The organism is Mycolicibacterium grossiae, assembly GCF_008329645.1.
GTDB lineage: Bacteria > Actinomycetota > Actinomycetes > Mycobacteriales > Mycobacteriaceae > Mycobacterium > Mycobacterium grossiae.
Map to the genome: position 1 here is coordinate 1,212,376 of NZ_CP043474.1, position 17,326 is coordinate 1,229,701.

19 protein-coding genes, 1 tRNA gene and 2 pseudogenes are annotated in these 17,326 nt (G+C 71.9%); 5 read left to right on the forward strand and 17 right to left on the reverse strand.

The features are described from left to right. Positions 1-11: 11 nt before the first annotated feature. From FZ046_RS05825 to FZ046_RS05845, 5 genes are all read right to left on the reverse strand, one after another. The gene (locus tag FZ046_RS05825; protein ID WP_170292396.1) at positions 12-707 is read right to left on the reverse strand and encodes a TetR/AcrR family transcriptional regulator; all 696 of its coding nucleotides are present in this window, start codon (positions 705-707) and stop codon (positions 12-14) included. Positions 708-754: 47 nt separating this feature from the next. Next, entirely contained in the window at positions 755-1,810 is a 1,056-nt protein-coding gene (locus FZ046_RS05830; RefSeq protein WP_070352736.1) for a L,D-transpeptidase, read from the reverse strand. A gap of 98 nt (positions 1,811-1,908) precedes the next feature. After that, positions 1,909-2,403 (reverse strand): GNAT family N-acetyltransferase, encoded by a 495-nt coding sequence (locus FZ046_RS05835; protein ID WP_070352735.1) that lies wholly within the window; start codon positions 2,401-2,403, stop codon positions 1,909-1,911. 5 nt (positions 2,404-2,408) lie between these two features. Next, the gene (gene ricR, locus FZ046_RS05840; protein ID WP_070352754.1) at positions 2,409-2,744 is read right to left on the reverse strand and encodes a copper-sensing transcriptional repressor RicR; all 336 of its coding nucleotides are present in this window, start codon (positions 2,742-2,744) and stop codon (positions 2,409-2,411) included. A gap of 61 nt (positions 2,745-2,805) precedes the next feature. Continuing rightward, positions 2,806-3,468, reverse strand: coding sequence for a DUF305 domain-containing protein (locus FZ046_RS05845; RefSeq protein ID WP_070352734.1), 663 nt, complete (start codon positions 3,466-3,468; stop codon positions 2,806-2,808). Positions 3,469-3,727: 259 nt separating this feature from the next. Between FZ046_RS05845 and FZ046_RS28345 the strand changes: the two are divergent. After that, positions 3,728-4,585, forward strand: a pseudogene (locus FZ046_RS28345) (dihydroxy-acid dehydratase domain-containing protein); the annotation flags it as partial. A 544-nt stretch (positions 4,586-5,129) separates the two neighbouring features. Here the strand turns inward: FZ046_RS28345 and FZ046_RS05855 are convergent. Together FZ046_RS05855 and FZ046_RS05860 are read right to left on the reverse strand one after the other, a co-directional pair. Beyond that, positions 5,130-5,228 (reverse strand) — tRNA-Thr (locus FZ046_RS05855). 57 nt (positions 5,229-5,285) lie between these two features. After that, on the reverse strand, positions 5,286-5,858 hold the full coding sequence (locus tag FZ046_RS05860) for a TetR/AcrR family transcriptional regulator (protein ID WP_070352732.1): 573 nt from the start codon (positions 5,856-5,858) through the stop codon (positions 5,286-5,288). A gap of 90 nt (positions 5,859-5,948) precedes the next feature. Between FZ046_RS05860 and FZ046_RS05865 the strand changes: the two genes are divergently transcribed. Continuing rightward, positions 5,949-6,680 carry an SDR family oxidoreductase gene (locus FZ046_RS05865; RefSeq protein ID WP_070352731.1) on the forward strand — a complete coding sequence of 244 codons (732 nt, stop codon included), beginning with the start codon at positions 5,949-5,951 and terminating at the stop codon, positions 6,678-6,680. A 25-nt stretch (positions 6,681-6,705) separates the two neighbouring features. Here the strand turns inward: FZ046_RS05865 and FZ046_RS05870 are convergent, their stop codons facing one another. Beyond that, positions 6,706-7,182: a nitroreductase/quinone reductase family protein gene (locus FZ046_RS05870; protein WP_170292397.1), complete on the reverse strand. Its 477-nt coding sequence runs from the start codon at positions 7,180-7,182 to the stop codon at positions 6,706-6,708. Positions 7,183-7,284: 102 nt separating this feature from the next. Between FZ046_RS05870 and FZ046_RS05875 the strand changes: the two genes are divergently transcribed. Continuing rightward, positions 7,285-8,115: a helix-turn-helix transcriptional regulator gene (locus tag FZ046_RS05875; RefSeq protein WP_170292398.1), complete on the forward strand. Its 831-nt coding sequence runs from the start codon at positions 7,285-7,287 to the stop codon at positions 8,113-8,115. 10 nt (positions 8,116-8,125) lie between these two features. On the opposite strand, the pseudogene FZ046_RS05880 reads toward FZ046_RS05875, so the two are convergent. Beyond that, positions 8,126-9,356: pseudogene (locus tag FZ046_RS05880) on the reverse strand (DUF222 domain-containing protein). A gap of 33 nt (positions 9,357-9,389) precedes the next feature. Further along, positions 9,390-9,791, reverse strand: a complete 402-nt coding sequence (locus FZ046_RS05885; protein ID WP_070352729.1) for an SRPBCC family protein — start codon at positions 9,789-9,791, stop codon at positions 9,390-9,392. A gap of 123 nt (positions 9,792-9,914) precedes the next feature. On the opposite strand from FZ046_RS05885, the gene FZ046_RS05890 reads away from it, so the two are divergent. After that, positions 9,915-10,427: a sigma factor-like helix-turn-helix DNA-binding protein gene (locus FZ046_RS05890; protein WP_070352728.1), complete on the forward strand. Its 513-nt coding sequence runs from the start codon at positions 9,915-9,917 to the stop codon at positions 10,425-10,427. 13 nt (positions 10,428-10,440) lie between these two features. Here the strand turns inward: FZ046_RS05890 and FZ046_RS05895 are convergent, their stop codons facing one another. From FZ046_RS05895 to FZ046_RS05925, 7 genes are all read right to left on the reverse strand, one after another. Beyond that, the gene (locus tag FZ046_RS05895) at positions 10,441-11,115 is read right to left on the reverse strand and encodes an O-methyltransferase (protein ID WP_070352727.1); all 675 of its coding nucleotides are present in this window, start codon (positions 11,113-11,115) and stop codon (positions 10,441-10,443) included. A 10-nt stretch (positions 11,116-11,125) separates the two neighbouring features. Further along, positions 11,126-12,409 (reverse strand): MFS transporter, encoded by a 1,284-nt coding sequence (locus FZ046_RS05900; RefSeq protein ID WP_070352726.1) that lies wholly within the window; start codon positions 12,407-12,409, stop codon positions 11,126-11,128. Then, positions 12,402-12,851 (reverse strand): hypothetical protein, encoded by a 450-nt coding sequence (locus FZ046_RS27635; RefSeq protein ID WP_176749543.1) that lies wholly within the window; start codon positions 12,849-12,851, stop codon positions 12,402-12,404. The genes FZ046_RS05900 and FZ046_RS27635 overlap by 8 nt, the downstream gene beginning before the upstream one ends. Before the next feature lie 73 nt (positions 12,852-12,924). After that, positions 12,925-13,443, reverse strand: coding sequence for a TIGR04338 family metallohydrolase (locus FZ046_RS05910; protein WP_070352725.1), 519 nt, complete (start codon positions 13,441-13,443; stop codon positions 12,925-12,927). A 5-nt stretch (positions 13,444-13,448) separates the two neighbouring features. Then, complete coding sequence (locus tag FZ046_RS05915) at positions 13,449-14,198, reverse strand: DUF2786 domain-containing protein (protein ID WP_149484214.1); 750 nt, start codon at positions 14,196-14,198, stop codon at positions 13,449-13,451. Between the two features lie 122 nt (positions 14,199-14,320). Then, positions 14,321-15,391, reverse strand: coding sequence for an alpha/beta hydrolase family protein (locus tag FZ046_RS05920; RefSeq protein WP_070352723.1), 1,071 nt, complete (start codon positions 15,389-15,391; stop codon positions 14,321-14,323). Next, positions 15,388-16,227 (reverse strand): alpha/beta hydrolase, encoded by an 840-nt coding sequence (locus FZ046_RS05925; protein WP_070352722.1) that lies wholly within the window; start codon positions 16,225-16,227, stop codon positions 15,388-15,390. The genes FZ046_RS05920 and FZ046_RS05925 overlap by 4 nt, the downstream gene beginning before the upstream one ends. Before the next feature lie 50 nt (positions 16,228-16,277). On the opposite strand from FZ046_RS05925, the gene FZ046_RS05930 reads away from it, so the two are divergent. Next, positions 16,278-17,324, forward strand: a complete 1,047-nt coding sequence (locus tag FZ046_RS05930; protein WP_070352721.1) for a sigma-70 family RNA polymerase sigma factor — start codon at positions 16,278-16,280, stop codon at positions 17,322-17,324. Positions 17,325-17,326 lie beyond the last annotated feature (2 nt).

The following is a 17,326-nucleotide window of genomic DNA, read 5'->3' on the forward strand; positions in this document are numbered from 1 at the left end:
GGCGGCGGCCGTCAGGCGACGTCGGACTGCACGCCGTCGGGCGCGTCCTCGGCCACCAGGCCGGAGGCGATGACCTCGTCGGCCCGCGCGCACAGCGCGGCCATCACGTCGGCCTCGTCGACGAAGCCCGAGTACAGCCCGATGCCCCAGAGGATCGACGACAGCAGCCCCACCGTGGCGCGCACGCTGGTGTCGGGCGCCAGTTCGCCGCGTTCGATGGCGCCGCGGACCATGCCCGCGAGGAAGCGTTCGGTCCCCGACAGCAGCGGCCCCTTCGCACGGCCGTCGCGCGTCCCGCGTGCGGCGTCGAGGTACTCGCGGATCATGAACGCCATCACCGAGCGGTCTCCGAAGTCCAGCGCGTGCATCGCGGCCAGGTACGCCCGGATCTGCCGGCGCAGCGTCGGTTCTCCCGCCACGTCGCGCACCGACTCCTCGAGCAGCGCCACGGTGTCGGCGACGACGTCGACGTACACCTCGTGGAGGCTGCCGAAGTAGTAGTACACCGCCCGGATGGACAGGCCGGCCTCCCGAGCCACCATCTTCAGCGTCGTCGCCCGGTAGCCGTGCACCCCGAGCACCGTCCGTGCCGCGCGCAGGATGTCGGCCCGCGTGCGGTCGGAGTCCCGTCCGGCGGGACGCCCCCGCACCGGCGTGGGCGCCCGGCCGCGGGGCGTCCTGCCGCGCGGTGACGTCCGCTCGGGCACGGCGTGGGTTCCCTCGTGCGTGGGGTCCGGGTGCGTGAGGTGCGGGCCTAGAACATCTGCCAGTCGGACGCACCGTCCGGCTGGTTGTACAGGCCCTTCGAGTTCTTCACGACGACCGGGTCGCCGCTGCCGAAGTTGTCGTAGAACCACTGCGCGTTGGCGGCGCTGAGGTTGATGCACCCGTGGCTGACGTTGCGCTTCCCTTGATCACCGACCGACCACGGCGCGCTGTGCACGAAGATGCCGCTGTTGTCGATGCGGACGGCGTCCTGCACCTTCAGCTTGTAGCCCTCGGCGGAGTCGACCGGCACGCCGTACGTCGAGGAGTCCATGACGATGTCGGCGAACTTCTCCAGCACGTAGTACGTGCCGTTCTTGGTCTCGTGCTTGCCGTCGGGCTTGCCCATGGACACCGGGAACGTCTTCTCCAGGACGCCGTTGCGGCGGACCTCCATCTGGTGGGTCGCGTCGTCGACGGTGGCGACCAGGTAGTCACCGGTGCGGAAGCTGGACTTGGTGCCGCCGGCGTCGATGTTCACGACGGTGTTGGCGGGCCAGAAGTCCTGCGGGCGCCAGCGCAGCTGGGTGTCACTGGTCCAGTAGAACCGGCCGGGCACCGGCGGGTTCGACGTGATGTGCACGGCCTGCTCGGCCAACGCGCGGTCGGCGATGGGGCGGGCGAAGTTGATGTAGATCGGCTTGGCGACGCCGACCATCGAGCCGTTCGTCGGGTTGAACGTCGGCGGCGCGAACACCGGTTCCCCGGTGTAGGGCAGCGGGTTCTGCCCGGCGGGCGTGCCGGCGGGCACGGTGGCGGGCGCCCCGTAGTTGTTCACCGCGGGGGTGGTGGCGGTGCCCGGAGTGGCGGGGGCTTGCGGGTCGGCGGCCGGCGGGGCCAGCGGCGCCACGGCGGGTGCCGGCGGGTCCCACGGCATCGGCGGGAGCTGGAACGGCGGCGGTCCCGGCGGGGCGGGCGGTGCGTCGATGACCGCGGGGTCGGGTGCCGGTTCGGCCCACGCCGACGGCGCCGCGAGCACCGCACTTCCGGTCAGGCCGGCGGCGAACACGGCCGTCGCGAGCTTCTTCATCGCCATCGCGGGCATCCAACGTGGCACGTCGCCACCTCCATCCGAATCACGACCAGTGTCGCACAGCGCGACGACTGGTCCGGCGTCCCGACGGACGCCCCCTGAGCACGCACTCAGGAAACCTGCTGGTCGAACCACTGCCAGCGCCATACCGTCCCCTCCCGGGGATCGGTTTCCTCCCCGGTGCACTGGAAGCCGACCTTGCGCAACACCGCCGTCGACGCACTCTCGGCGGGCAGCGTGTGCGCGAGCACCGTGTGCACCGACGGGTCGGCGAGCGCCTTGGCGACCAGGGCCCGCGCGGCGGCGGTGGCGTAGCCGCGGTTGCGGAACTCCGGGGCGATCTCGTAGCCGATCTCGACCACCCCGTCGTCGGGCGGGCCGACGTAGCCGCCCGAGCCGACGAGCTGATCGGTGACGTCGAGGAACAGGTGCAGCCACCAGTCGGCCTGGTCGGGGCGCTCGAGGAGCTTGTCCAGGGTGTACTCGATGCCCTCCGGGTATTCCGGCCAGCCGCCGGGCAGCGCGCTGCCGAGCAGGTCGGCGAACTCGGCGGGGTCGCGCTGGTAGGCCTCGAGCAGTCCGATCGTCGCGGGGACGACCGACACCGCCGTCAGGACCGCACCAGCCGGGCGATCGCCGCGGACGCCTCGGCGATCTTGCGGTCGGCCTCGTCGCCACCGGCGGCCACGGCATGGCTGACGCAGTGGCCGAGGTGCTCGTCGAGCAGCCCCAGCGCGACGGACTGCAGTGCGCTGTTGACCGCGCTGATCTGGGTCAGCACGTCGATGCAGTACTTGTCCTCGTCGATCATCCGCGCAATGCCGCGGACCTGGCCCTCGATGCGCCGCAGCCGCTTGGCGTAATCGGCCTTCTTCGGTGCGTAACCGTGCGCACCGGCGTCGTCGAGCGCCGGCGCGACGGTCTCGTCGACCACGGCGTCGGCCATCGAATCGGTCATGGCGTCGGCCTTCTCCCCGGCCGGGGACGGCGCCTCGGAATGGGGCACGTCAGCCTCCCATCATCTGCTTCATCTGGTCGATCTCGGCCTGCTGGGCGTCGACGATCTGCTGCGCGAGGTCCTTGGCGGTCGCGTTGGCGCCGTCGGCGAGTTCGGTCTTGGCCATGTCGATGGCACCCTCGTGGTGACCGATCATCGACTGCAGCCACAGTGTGTCGAATTCCTTGCCCTTCAGCGACTCGAGGCGCGTCATCGTCGCGTCGTCGACCATGCCCTGCATCTGCATGCCGCCCATGTCGTGGCCCTCGTGTCCGCCCGGCGCGGGGGACGCACCGCCGTTCCACTGCGTCAGGAAACCCTTCATGGTCTCGATCTCCGGCTGCTGCGCCTTCGCGATCGCGGCCGCGAGTTCGACGACCGCCGGGTCCGACGAGCGGCTCGGCACCATGTCCGACAGGGCGACGGCCTGTTCGTGGTGCGGGATCATGTGGGTGGCGAAGGCCTCGTCGGCCGCGTTGTGCTCGACGGCGTCGGGGTCCGCGTTGGCGGCCGGGGTGTCCGAGCCGGCCTGCGCCGACGTGGCGTCGTGGGTGTGATCGGTGTGGCCGTCGGATGCGGGCGTGCTGGTGCAGGCGGCGACGGCGGCGGTCGTGGCGATGGCGGCCAGGAGAGCCGCGACGCGAGCGCTGAGCCGGGCGGAGTGGGTCGTCATGCCACCACCGTACCGGATACCCCTTGGGGGTATGGAAATGGTTTTGGTGGCGGTCCTGGTCAGGCGCATAATCGAACGCATGCCCTCAGAGCCCACCGGCACCCAGCCCGACATCAAACCCCGCTCCCGGGACGTCACCGACGGCCTGGAGAAGACCGCCGCCCGCGGGATGCTGCGCGCCGTGGGCATGGGCGACGACGACTGGGCCAAGCCGCAGATCGGCGTCGGCTCGTCCTGGAACGAGATCACCCCGTGCAACATGTCGCTGCAGCGGCTCGCGCAGTCGGTGAAGACCGGCGTGCACGCCGGCGGCGGTTATCCGCTGGAGTTCGGCACCATCTCCGTGTCCGACGGCATCTCGATGGGCCACGAGGGCATGCACTTCTCCCTGGTGTCCCGCGAGGTCATCGCCGACAGCGTCGAGACCGTGGTGCAGGCCGAGCGCCTCGACGGCACCGTGCTGCTCGCCGGCTGCGACAAGTCGATCCCCGGCATGCTGATGGCGGCCGCGCGGCTCGACCTCGCGAACGTCTTCCTCTACAACGGCTCGATCATGCCGGGCGTCGCCAAGCTCACCGACGGCACCGAGAAGGAGGTCACGATCATCGACGCCTTCGAGGCGGTCGGTGCGTGCGCCCGCGGCCTCATGTCGCGCGAGGACGTCGACATCATCGAGCGCGCGATCTGCCCCGGCGAGGGCGCGTGTGGCGGCATGTACACCGCCAACACCATGGCCTCCGCGGCCGAGGCTCTCGGAATGTCGTTGCCGGGCAGCGCATCTCCAGTCGCCATCGATTCGCGCCGTGACGACTACGCCCGCCGCTCCGGCGAGGCGGTGGTCGAGATGCTGCGCCGCGGCATCACCGCGCGCGACATCCTCACCAAGGAGGCGTTCGAGAACGCCATCGCCGTGGTGATGGCGTTCGGCGGCTCCACCAACGCGGTGCTGCACCTGCTCGCCATCGCGTGGGAGGCCAACGTCAAGCTGGGCCTCGAGGACTTCACCCGCATCGGCCAGCGCGTCCCGCACCTGGCCGACGTCAAGCCCTTCGGCCGGCACGTGATGAAGCACGTCGACGAGATCGGCGGCGTCCCCGTCGTGATGAAGGCGCTGCTCGACGCCGGTCTGCTGCACGGCGACTGCCTGACCGTGACGGGGAAGACGATGGCCGAGAACCTCGCCCACATCGAGCCGCCGGATCCGGACGGCAAGGTGCTGCGGGCGATGAACAACCCGATCCACCCCACCGGCGGCATCACGATCCTGCACGGGTCGCTGGCGCCCGAGGGTGCGGTGGTGAAGTCGGCGGGCTTCGACTCCGACGTCTTCGAGGGCACCGCACGGGTCTTCGAGCGCGAGCGGGCGGCGCTCGACGCGCTGGAGGACGGCACCATCACCCACGGCGACGTCGTCGTCATCCGCTACGAGGGCCCGAAGGGCGGCCCGGGCATGCGGGAGATGCTGGCGATCACCGGCGCCATCAAGGGCGCGGGTCTCGGCAAGGACGTGCTCCTGATGACCGACGGCCGGTTCTCCGGCGGCACCACCGGACTGTGCGTCGGGCACATCGCACCGGAGGCCGTCGACGGCGGACCCATCGCGTTCGTCCGCGACGGTGACCGGATCCGACTCGACGTCGCCAACGGCACGCTCGACCTGCTGGTCGACCCGGCCGAACTCGAGTCGCGCAAGGCCGGTTTCGAGCCGCTGCCGCCGGTCTACACGACCGGCGTGCTGGCCAAGTACACCAAGCTGGTCGGCTCGGCGGCCGTGGGCGCGGTCTGCAGCTAGCGCTTCCGCGGCGGGTGTTCCGGCACTAGCGCCGGAACACCCCCGCGGTCGCCAGGCGCACCCGCTGCCGGGCTGCGGCGGCGTCGTCGCCGAAACGGTCGACCGCCCAGGACGCCGCGGTGACGAGTTCGAAGACCTCACCCGCGGTGATGCCGTCGGCCACCACGCCGGCGGCGCGCGCCTGGGCGAGGAAGTCGTCCGTGCGGGCCGTCAGCCGTGCGCACACCGTCCGCACCGGCGAGGTGGCGTCCTCGATCGCGGACGCGATGCACGTCGGCAGGTTCTGCCAGATGCGCAGCTGCCAGGCCAAGCGGTAGAGCCACTCGTGCAGCGCGCTCTCGGGGTCCATGCCGGACTCGTACTCGGTCGACGCCGTCAGAAGCTCCCGGACGCTGTCGTCGATGACGGCGACGAGCAGGTCGTCGCGGGTCGGGAAGTTCCGGTAGAACGTCGCGTTGCCGACGCCGGCCGCCGTGGCGATGCCGTCGATCGGCGCGAGGATGCCGTCGGCCTCGAATCTCGTCCGGGCCGCCGCCAGGATCGCCTCGCGGTTGCGGCGGGCATCGGCGCGCAACGGCCGTTCCGCGGGCGCAGTCACGTCGCCTCCCCTCGTCCGGAATAACCGGGGACACTCCCCACTTAGTCTTTATCGGGACCTTCCCCACTTACGACGCTACAGGGAGTGACGATGACCGAACGACTCGATGGCAGGACCATCCTGATCACCGGCGCCAACGGCGGACTCGGCCAGGAGTTCGTACGTCAGGGCCTCGATCGCGGAGCGCGGCGCGTATACGCCGCCGCCCGCACACCGCGGACGTGGGACGACGACCGGGTCGTGCCGCTGCGCCTCGACCTGACCGACGCCGCCACCATCGCCGACGCCGCCGCGTCGGCATCCGACGTGGACCTGGTCGTCAACAACGCCGCGATCGCGCCGGAGGCCGACCGCACCCTGCTCTCCGGTGACGACGACGTCGCCCGGTCGATCTTCGAGACGAACGTGCTGGGCCCCGTTCGCGTGACGAAGGCGTTCGCGCCCGTGCTGGCAGCGCATGGCGGCGGCGCCATCCTCAACGTGCTCTCGCTGGCGGCGTGGACGCCGGTCCCGACGGCGTACGCCGCATCGAAGGCGGCCGCCTGGTCGGCCAGCAACGCCATGCGCATCGAGCTGGCAGCGCAGGGCACCACGGTCACCGGCCTGATCGTCGGGATGATCGACACCGCGATGGGGGCCCGCTTCGACCTGCCGAAGTCCAACCCCGCCGACGTCGTCGCCCAGGCCTACGACGGTGTCGCCACCGGCGCGTTCGAGGTGCTCGCCGACGAGGACAGCCGCACGGTCAAGTCGCTGCTCTCCGGTCCCGTCGAGGCCGTCGACGCCGTGCTCGCGGACGCGCTGGCCGCCATCGCGTCCTGACCGCCTTCCGAGCGGGAGTCCGTTGCTACCCGGACTCCCGCTCGTGCAGCGCGAAGACCGGGATGCGGCGTCGGGGCGTGGGGTAGCGGGCAACGCGTGGGCTGCGGGCGGCGATCGCCTGGTACGTGCAATCCGCGTCGGCGCCGGTGATCTCGTGGGCGACGGCGGGAAACGAGCGCTGCCCGACCTCGACGGTGACGTTCGGATGCGCGCGCAGGTTGTGCACCCATGCGGGGTGTCTCGGCGCTCCGCCGTAGGTGCCGAGCACCACCAGCCGGCCGTCGACCCGGAAGTACTCCAACGGCACCACCCGGATGGCGCCCGTCCGGGCTCCGGATGTCGTCAGGAGCAGGACGTCGGCGCCGGCGAACGGGCCGCCGACGACTCCGCCGCGGGCGCGGAACGCCGCGACGATGCGCTCGTTGAAGGTGCACAGCACGCCGGGGTCGGCCTCGACCTCGGCGTGGGTGGGGATCGGGGGCAGCTGGTCGGCGTCGGTCACCACCCCACTCTCGGTCGTCGGCGGGCGACGGTGCAGGACCGCTCCCACCGGGGCACTGGCAGACCCATGGTCCGTCCGGTCCGGTCACGCGATGATGGTGAGGTGAGCAGGTCCGAACTCGGCGCATTCCTGCGGGCCCGTCGGGCCGCGGTGGCGCCGGACGCCGTCAGCCTCCCCGGAACGGGCAGTCGGCGGCGGGTCCCCGGGTTGCGGCGCGAGGAGGTCGCCGACCTCGTCGGGTTGTCCACCGACTACTACGTCCGCCTGGAGCAGGGCCGCAGCGCACGTCCGTCGGACTCGGTCCTCGAAGCGATCGGGGCCGCGCTGCGACTCGACGCGCCGCAGCGCCGGCACCTCCAGCACCTCGCCCACCCACCCCGGCGGCGGGCGCCGCTGCCGCGAGAACCGCTCGATGCCGCCACCCGCGCCCTGGTCGACACCATGACGGTGCCCACCCTGGTCATGACGGACGCCACGCACGTCCTGGGTTGGAACGCGTTGGCGAGCGAGGTGTTCACCGACTTCGCGAATCGTCCGCTGTCGCAACGGAATACGGCCTGGCTGCTGTTCTCCGACGCCGACGCCGCGGCCCGGCACCGCGACTGGGCGGCGGCAGCCCGCGACACCGTCGGGATGATGCGCATGGCGCTGGGGCGCACCCCCGACGACCCGGACCTGACGGCACTGGTCGCGGACCTGTCGACACGCAGTCCGCGGTTTCGCCGGTACTGGAGCGAGCATCACGTCTACGAGAAGTCGACCGGGCTGACGCGGATGCGCCACCCCGTGGTCGGCGACATCGACCTCGCCTTTCTCGCGTGGCGGTTGCAGCCCGCACCGCACCATCTGCTGGTGACCTACACCCCGGAACCGGGGTCGGCATCGGCCCACGCGCTCGACCGGCTGCGCTCGTCGATCGCCGCGCGCGCCTGATCCGCGTCGCTCAGTTCGTCGTCGGTGGTGGTTGCGGTTCGAAGGGTTGATACCACCACCATTGGGCGCGTTCGCCGGTCGGTCCCGGACACGGCGGCACGTCCGGCGGCGGCTCGGTGGGTGTTCGAGCCAGTGCTCGGTCGCGAAGGGCGGTGCCGTCGGCGTCGGTGACGACGAGGTGCTCGGCCGGCCCACGGATGGCGATGATCCCGCGGTGATGCGCCCGGTGGTGATACGGACACACCAACACCAGGTTGGCCAGATCGGTCGGCCCGCCGTCCTCCCAGTGCACCACGTGATGGGCATGCAACCCGCGGGTCGCCCCACACCCGGGAACCACGCAGCAGCGGTCCCGATGCTCCAACGCCCGGCGCAGCCGGCGGCTGATCTGCCGGGTCTCCCGCCCACACCCGATCGGACGGCCATCGCGTTCGAACCACGCCTCCCACGTCGCATCACAGGTCAGGTGTTGGCGGTCGGCGTCGGTCAGCACCGGACCCAGGTGCAGCGACCCCACCCGCCGGTCGACGTCGACGTGCACCACCACCGTGGTCCGCTGCCCATGCGGGCGCTCCGCCGCCTCGCTGTCCCAGCTCGCAGTCACCAGCGCCAGGAACGCATCGATGGTGGCGGGCATCGGCGGCGCGCCATCCGCCGCGCCGTCGGCGTGGTCGTGCTTCCACTCGGCGACCAACCGGTCCAGGTGCGACGAAAGCGCCGCGTCGAGCACCGCGGCCTCGTCGTGGGGCAAGGTGATCCGCCACGTCGTCGACGTCTCGTCGCTGGTCTTGCCGATCGACCGTCGCGGATCCGGCCGCGGCTGCGGCGGGCGGGGTTCGAGTTTCACCGCGGTCCGCAGCTGAGTCACCGTGGCGGCCCCGACCAGCGGGGCGTAGTGCTCATCGGACCCGTCGGCGGCCTGCTCGGCGATCACCCCCACCTGATCCAACGACACCCGACCATCCCCGCAAACCCGCAGTGCAGCGCGGGAACTCGGCACTACGGCGGGCGACCGCCACCACGGTCTCGGCGTTGCGCGGGGACACCCCGGTCTTCCACGCCACCAACGCCGGCACCGACCTCGCGCCGGTCATCCCGCACAGGTCCTCGCGGTCGATCTCGGCGACGACGTCCACGATCGCGCCGTCGATCGCATTGCGCTGACCGGTCAGCTCCGCCAACCGGTCGAACAACGCCTCCAGCCGCTCACCCGGTGACACCGAAGTCGAGGCGGAGGACATGACCCCATCCTGCCCACGGGGTCCGACAATTCGTCAGTCCGCGTCGCGCGCCATCTCGTCGATGCGGGCGAGGGCGAGCGCGAGGACGGGCACGTACGCGGGCGCCCATAGAGGTCCGGTCATCCACACCCGGCAGCCGTCGCCCTCGGGGTCGACGCCGTGGCGGGTGGCCGGGACGCCGGCGACGCGCCAGCCCCAGGACCGACCGGGCACGAACTCGTCGATGGTGAAGGGCAGCGGGATGCCGACGGGGGTCCAGACCAGACCGGTCACCCCGAGGGTGAGGACGTCGCCCTCGTCGAGGCGCGCCGCGGTGACCGTCGCGCCCCACTTCGGCCATGCCTCGAGATCGACCAGCAGGTTCCACACCGTCTCGGACGGCGCGGCGATGAACCGGTCGACGGCCAGTTGGCCGCCCTGCAGTGAGATGCCCACGCACCGACCATGCCCGAGGCGCCGCGGGGCCAAACCGGCGTTTGACGAGTGGGGCCACCGGGTATGCATCGCAGGCTTCACGCGGTTCAGCAATCCGCCGCTCATGTCAACGTTGACCCAAGGATGGCTTCCACCGTGACCGCCGATCTGCAGTCGCTCCTGCATCGCATCGCCCAGCGTGATTCCGACGCACTGCTCCGCTTCTACGACCGGACGTCGGACCGGGTGTTCGGGGTCATCGGCAACTTGGTGGCGGACGCCGACGAGCGCGAGGCCGTCATGGAACGGATCTACCTCAGGGTGTGGGACGAGGCCGCAGGCTACGACGCCGCGCACGGATCACCCGGGGCCTGGCTGATCAGCCTCGCCCACGAACTCGCCGTCGGCCACGCCCGTCGCGAGCCCGTCGGCGCCGCCCGCCGCGCCCGCGACGTCATCGAACTGCACGGCGACAACGCGAGCCTGGAGACGCTGCCCGCCATCCAGCGCAAGTGCGTCGAACTCACCTACTACCGCGGCATGACCGTCGGCGAGGCGTCCGAGCACCTCGGCATGACGTCCGACGCCACCTCGGGCGCGCTGTCGGAGGCCATGGGCACGCTGGCGCCGGCCGGCGAGCTGCGCTCCGTGGGCTGAGCGCGCGGCGGCGTCAGACGATCTCGTCGCGCACGACCGCGACGGCGAACCCGTCCCACCCCTTGGTGCCCACGGTCTGGATCGCGGCGGTGTCGAGCCGCGGATGGGCACCCATCATCGCGAACATGTCGTGCACGGCGCGGGCCTGACGGTCGTCGGGCGCCGGATCGAGGACGCGGCCCATGCGGGCGATGTTGTCGATGACGAGTACCGCCCCCGGCCGCGCGAGCGTCACCGCCCAGTCGACGTAGGCCGAGTTGTTCTCCTTGTCGGCGTCGATGAAGAAGAAGTCGAACCGATCGCCGCGGGTTGCCAGCCGGGGCAGGCTGTCCAGCGCCGCGCCGACGATGATCTCGACGCGGTCGGCGACGTCGGCGCGCTCGAGGTTCCGCCGGGCGACGTCGGCATGGGCCTGCTCGTACTCCAGCGTCACGACCTGACCGCCGGGTCCGACACCGCGGGCCAGCGCGATCGTGCTGTATCCGCCCAGCGTGCCGATCTCCAGCACCCGCTCGGCCCGGGCTATCCCCGCCAACAGCGTCAGCAGCTTGGCGTGCTGCGCCGAGACCTCGATGCGCGGCATCCCGGCGGCGTCGGTGGCCTCCCGCGCGGCGGTCAGCGCGTCGTCCTCGGTATGCAGCAGCCGGGTGAACAGGGCGTCCAGGGCGGCGGGGTCGGGCTCGCTCACCCCTGCCACGCTAGCCGGTGGCGGCCTTCGCGGCGCCGGTCTCGGGGGTGCCGCCGGGGGCCGGCCGGGTCTCGGGCATGAGGGTCGCGTACAGCACCAGCCCGACCACCGCGATGCCCGCGAGCGTCCAGAACGCGACGTCGTAGCCGAGCGCCACGATGATCGCCCCGGCGAGCCCGGCGCTGAGCGCACCGCCGAGCCCCTGCGACGTCGCGACGGCGCCCTGGGCCAGATTGAAGCGCCCGGTGCCGCGGGTCAGATCGGCGACGACGACGGGGAACAGGGCACCGAAGATGCCGGCGCCGACGCCATCGAGCGCCTGCACCACGAGGAGCCACGTCCCGTTGTCCGACACCGTGTACAGCAGGCCGCGTGCAGCGAGGACGCCGAACGCCGCCAGGAAGATCGGCTTGCGGCCCCACACGTCGGCCTTGCGGCCGACGAGGATCGCCACGGGGATCATCACCAGCTGCGCGGCGAGCACGCACAGCGCGACCAGCGACGTCGCACCGTCCTTGCCGACTACCCGGGTCAGCAGCTGGCTCACCGACGTCAGCATCGCCGCGTTGGACAGGTGGAAGGTGAACGCGATGATCGTGAACACCAGCAGCGGACGGCTGGTCAGCAGCACGCGCAGACCGCTGACGCCCGGGGCGCCTCCCGCGGCGTCGTCACCGGCCGACGCGGTGAGACCGCGGGCCTGCCGCTCGTCGATCTCGGTGGCGCGGATGCGCAGCGTCGAGACGATGCTGCACACCGCCAGGACGCCCATCAACCAGAAGACCACCACCGGGCCGAGCCACCACGCGAGCAGTGCCGCGATGCCCGCCGAGGCGGCGTTGCCGGCGTGGTTGAACGCCTCGTTGCGGCCAATTCGCGGTGCCAGCAGCTTCGGCCCGACCAGCCCGAGCGTGATCGCCGAAATAGCCGGGGCGACAGCCGCTCCCGCAATCGAGGCGATCGACTGGGTCGCCGTGACGAGGGCAAAGCCGCTGACGAACGGCAGCACCAGACAGCTGACGGTCACCATCGACGCCGCGACCACCACGACGAGCCGCCGCTGCGCCACCTTGTCGACGAGGCCGCCGAGCGGCGTCTGAAAGATCAGCCCGACGATGCCTGCGGTCGTGATGACCGCGCCGACCGTTGCCTCGTTCCACCCGTGGCTCGGCCCGCGTACGGCGATGAGGTAGATCGCCAGGTACGGCCCGAGCCCGTCGCGGACGTCGGCGAGGAAGAAGTTGAGCGCGTCGAGTCCCCGCAACGACTGCCGTGACGCCACGCGTTCAGCCACGGTCGGACCGGATCAGCGCGTCCCGCAGCGTCTCGTAGGCCGTGCGCCCTCGGACGAACGTCGCCGGATCACCGCCCTGGTCGGGGTGATGACGGGCGGCGTACTCCCGCCAGGCCCGCTTGACCGTGGCGAAGGTGATCGGCTGGCTCAACCCGAGGATGCCCGCGGGGTCGGTGGGAGCCGAGGTCAGTGCGCGCTGCGGCGGCCGGGGCGTGCCCTTCTTCCCGGCCGCCTTCTTCGCCGCAGCTTTCTTGGCGGGCGCCTTCTTCGTCGCAGCCTTCTCGGCGGGCGCCTTCGCGGCAGCCTTCTTGGCGGGCGCCTTCTTGGCCGGCGCTTTCTTGCCGGGTGCCTTCTTGGCGGGAGCCTTCTTCGCGGGTGCCTTCTTGGCGGGAGCCTTCGCCGCCGCCGGTGTGTTCGTCGGCCGCTTGGCCACGTCTGCCATGGCGTAGGTGTATCTCACCGACCTGTGAGCTGACCCTCGCGCGGCCCCACGTCACCGTTCGGTCACCGAGTGCCTACCGCGCCCCCTCCTTGGCGTAGACCACCCGCAGCACGTAGCCGACCTCCGGGCCCATCACGGCGTCGGCGAGGTCGGTGAACGTCGCGACGAATTCCGGCCCGTGCGCTTCCTCCGCGCCGCACAGGTGGTGGGCGATCTCGTGCAGCACCACCAGCTCCCGCAGCGCCCACGGCGCGCTGCCTCCCGCGACGGCGCTGACCGCTGCGCCGTCCGGCACGGCGATCGCGGCGCGGCCGTCGCGGACCTCGTAGTGCGCGGCGGTGCTGCCGCGCCGAGTCCGCACGGCGAGCGGCGGTGCGTCCGGCCAGCGTTCGCGGACGGCGGGGTGGCCGAGCACGCCGGCCACGTAGGTCCGCACCGACGTCACCGACCCGAACCGGGCCTCCGGCGGCAGGGTGAGGGTGGCGCCGAAGAAGTCGACGGTCGCGCCGCTACGGGACTGCGCGCGGTCGAACAGGCTGCGGACGAACTCCTCGGCGGCATACACCCGGGCGCGCTGCGCGTCGCGTGCCACGGCCCTCAGCGGTCCAGCGCGCCGCGGGCACCGGAGAGTTCGGTGCTGGGACCGAGCGAGGCACGTTGGCCCGCCCGGTCACCGGCGCGGCGGGCCGCCGACGAGTACCCCGCGGACGCGCTGCTGGCCCGCCACGTGCCGCGCGCCTTCGATGCGGTGCGGTAGAAGGACGTCAGCTCGATGTCCTTGTTGCGCAACGCGAGTGCGGTACCGGGCTGGTCGTCGCGGGTGGCGGCGGCCTGCTGGCGGGCCTCCTCGCGGGCGTCGGCGAGGCGCGCCCCGACCCGCGCCCCGAAGGCGAGCTGGAAGTTCAGCCGGGCGGTGATCGTGGGCGTCGGCCGGTGCGCGCCGCTGTCGATGTAGGCCTCCGACGCCTTCACCATCTGCAACACCAGGGACGCGTACAGCGCGTGCGTCGCGTCGATGTCCTCGGCGAACCCGTAGGCGTGCACGAACGTCGAGTTGGAGGCGACGTCGCACTTCACGTCGTTCGCGGCGGCGATGCCGACGAAGAGCTGCACGTAGGTGCGCAGCCCGCGGGTGCCGGCGTCGCCGATCGTGATGGTGCGCTGCGTCGGCGTCTGCACGGCGGTACGGGTTGCGGCGTGGGCGCGCGCCACCGCGAGGTCGATCGAGGTGGTGGTGGCCAACCGCTGGGCGGCCGCCATGAAGGCCTCGGCCTCGTGGGCGTTCTCGGTGTTCTCGGCCTGTCGCAGCAGTGCGGCGATGCGGGCCAGCATCTTGGGATCACTCATGGTCGTGAAGGTAGGCAGCCAATCCGACGTCGCCGCGTCCCGTCACCGGCGCGCGGGCCGCTCATCCACAGAGCGGACTTCGTCCACAGACGCCGACGAGTCTAGCCACCGCCGCGGAGCGGTCACCGGCCGACGAAGGCGTCCAGCGCGGTGGTCAGCTGCGGCGAGAGCGGTGCCTTCTTCGCGTAGTTGGCGACGCTGTCGGTGGGGTCGTCGCGCAGCACGTGGTTGACGCCCTTCAGTTCGACGACGGTCAGTGCGGTGCGCCGCAGCGCGTCGAACAGCGGCTTCTCGGTGGCGCAGTCGGCCTGGGCGTCGGAGTCCGAACAGGTGGCGAGGACGGGCGTGCCGGCGGGCACCTTGGCGGCGAGGGCCTGCGGGTCGATGGCGTCGGCTTCGACGACGGCCTTGACGTTGCCCGGGTTGAGGATCGCGCCGAGCCCCTCCGGCAGCTTGGCCGGCGCGGTGCCCCGGGTGCGGGCCTCGTCGACGGCGGCGGCCCACGCGGCGAGCACGTCGTCGCCCTGCTGGCGGGTCTTGGCCCCGGACGCGACGGCGGAGTCGACGTCGGTGTGGACGCGGCCGCTGATGATGTCGAGGTAGCGACCCGACAGCGGTTGCAGCAGCGCCAGCGAGTGCACCTTGAGCGCGTCGGCGGCGGTGTCGGTGGCCAGGGCCATGGCGTGCACCGTGCCCTCGCCGACGGCGTAGACCGAGATGCGGGTCTTGTCGGTCCGGGTCTGCCCGGCGAGGAACCGCGCGGCGGACTTCGCCCCGGCGGTGTAGACGGCGCTGCCCACGTCCGCCGGGCGGGCCGCGTAGGGGCCGAGGCCCGTCTTGCCGGTTCCGACCTTGTCGTAGCGCAGCGACGCGACGCCGTGGTCGGACAGGTACTCGGCGAGCTGGCGCATGTTGCCGACCGGCCCCGCCACGGCGTTGTCGCCGTTGCGGTCGGTGTTGCCGCTCTCGGAGATCAGCAGCGCGGCGGGTCCCGGCGCGGCGTCGCCGCGGTGCCGGTAGGTGCCGTGCAGCGTCAGTCCGTCCGCATCGAACGTCACGTCCTCGTCGGTCCAGCCGGGATTCGGCGTGCTGGGCGCCGCGGCCTCGGGTGCCGACGAGCAGCCGACGGCCAGCGGCAGCGCCACCAGCGCCACCGCCACCGCGGCCCGCGCACGGCGCAGCGCGACCCTCACAGGTGCGACTCGATCCAGGAGACGACGTCGTCGAGCACGAGGTCGCGTTCCGGCTCGTTGAACACCTCGTGGAAGAGGCCCGGGTACACCTTCAGATGTGCGTCGTCGGTGCCGACGCACTCCATCAGCAGCCGGCTGCCCGACACCGGGATCAGCGCGTCGGCGTCGCCGTGGACCACCAGCAGCGGCGCGGTGAGTGCCCCAGCCCGTCGCGGCATGGTCTCGCCGACCTCGATGAGCGCCTTTGCGATGCCGGCGGGCAGCGGGCCGTGGTGCACCAGCGGGTCGGCCTCGTAGGCCGCGACGACCGCCGGGTCGCGCGACACCGCGTCGGCGGGCAGCTTCTCCACCGGCAGGCCGGGCAGCACGCGGCCCACCACCTTCGCCAGGCGGACCTTCATCGACGACACCCCGTCCTGGGCGTGCACCGCCGGGCCGGACAGCACCATCGCCGCGTAGTCGCCGGGGTGCTCGGTGCCGTAGGTGAAGACGACGCCGCCACCCATGCTGTGGCCGAGGACGATGCGCGGCAGGTCGGGGTACTCGGCGGCCGCGACGCCCATCAGGGTCCGGAAGTCACCGGTGTACTCGGAGATGTCGTTCAGCCGGACCCGCTTGCCCCCGGAGCGGCCGTGACCGCGCTGGTCGAGGGCGTAGGTGACGAGGCCGGCCGCGCCGAAGCGGGCGGCGACGTGGCCGTAGCGGCCGGCGTGTTCGGCGTAGCCGTGGCACAGCACCACCACGCCGCGCGGTGGTCCGTCGGGCGTCCAGACGTCGTACACGATGCGGACGGAGCCGACGCCGGAGAATTCGCGCTCGGTGCGGGTGGCGGACACGTGGCGAGACTATCCCTCGTCCCGCCGGACCGGCTGCGCCACTCGGCCGTATGCGTCGGTCCCCGTGGGTAGGCTCCGCGGGTGTGAGCGTGCTCGCCGAGATTCCCGATCTTCCGGAGTCATTCGACTCGAAGGACGACTTCCTGGCCGGTGCCCAGAGGTACCGGCGGGAGCTGCTCGCGCACTGCTACCGCATGACCGGGTCGCTGCACGACGCCGAGGACCTGGTGCAGGAGACCTATCTGCGGGCGTGGAAGTCCTACGAGGGATTCCAGGGCCGGTCTTCGGTGCGGACCTGGCTGTACCGCATCGCAACCAACACCTGCCTGACGTCCCTGGACGGGCGCAAGCGGCGCCCACTGCCCTCCGGGTTGGGGCAGCCCTCGTCCGATCCGACCGGCGACATCGCCGAGCACCGCGAGATCACCTGGCTGGAGCCGCTGCCGGACGCCCCGAAGGAGGACCCCTCGGATCCGTCGGTGATCGTCGAGTCCCGCGAGTCGGTGCGGTTGGCGTTCGTGGCGGCGTTGCAGCACCTGTCCGCCCGGCAGCGCGCCGTTCTGGTGCTGCGCGAGGTGCTGCAGTGGAAGGCCGCCGAGGTGGCCGAGGCCATCGGCACGTCGACCGCCGCGGTGAACAGCCTGCTGCAGCGGGCGCGCGCACAGCTGGACGCCGTTCGGCCGTCCGAGGACGGCGACGTCGTCGCCCCCGACTCGCGCGAAGCCGGCGAGCAGTTGGCGCGGTACGTCGCGGCGTTCGAGAACTACGACATGGACGAGCTGGTGAAGCTGTTCACCGCCGACGCGATCTTCGAGATGCCGCCCTTCGATGGCTGGTACCAGGGTCCGGCGGACATCGTCACGCTGTCCAAGACGCACTGCCCGGCCCAGGGGCCCGGTGACATGCGATTCCTCGCGACCACGGCCAACGGGCAACCGGCGGCCGCCCTGTACATGCTCAACCGGGAGACCGGACGGCACGAGGAGTTCCAGCTGCACGTGCTGGAGGTCCGGCCCGGCGGGGTCTCGCACGTGGTGGCGTTCCACGCGGGCGAGGGGCTCTTCGCGCGGTTCGGCCTCCCGGACGTCCTCGTCTGACG

Coding starts and splice junctions, on each gene's coding strand:
- FZ046_RS27635 (WP_176749543.1), bottom strand. CDS start 12,851: ATGGCAGACGTGGCCAAGCGGCCGACGAACACACCGGCGGCGGCGAAG.
- FZ046_RS05890 (WP_070352728.1), top strand. CDS start 9,915: ATGGCTTCCACCGTGACCGCCGATCTGCAGTCGCTCCTGCATCGCATC.
- FZ046_RS05845 (WP_070352734.1), bottom strand. CDS start 3,468: ATGACGACCCACTCCGCCCGGCTCAGCGCTCGCGTCGCGGCTCTCCTG.
- FZ046_RS05865 (WP_070352731.1), top strand. CDS start 5,949: ATGACCGAACGACTCGATGGCAGGACCATCCTGATCACCGGCGCCAAC.
- FZ046_RS05830 (WP_070352736.1), bottom strand. CDS start 1,810: ATGCCCGCGATGGCGATGAAGAAGCTCGCGACGGCCGTGTTCGCCGCC.
- ricR (WP_070352754.1), bottom strand. CDS start 2,744: ATGGCCGACGCCGTGGTCGACGAGACCGTCGCGCCGGCGCTCGACGAC.
- FZ046_RS05930 (WP_070352721.1), top strand. CDS start 16,278: ATGCGTCGGTCCCCGTGGGTAGGCTCCGCGGGTGTGAGCGTGCTCGCC.
- FZ046_RS05915 (WP_149484214.1), bottom strand. CDS start 14,198: ATGAGTGATCCCAAGATGCTGGCCCGCATCGCCGCACTGCTGCGACAG.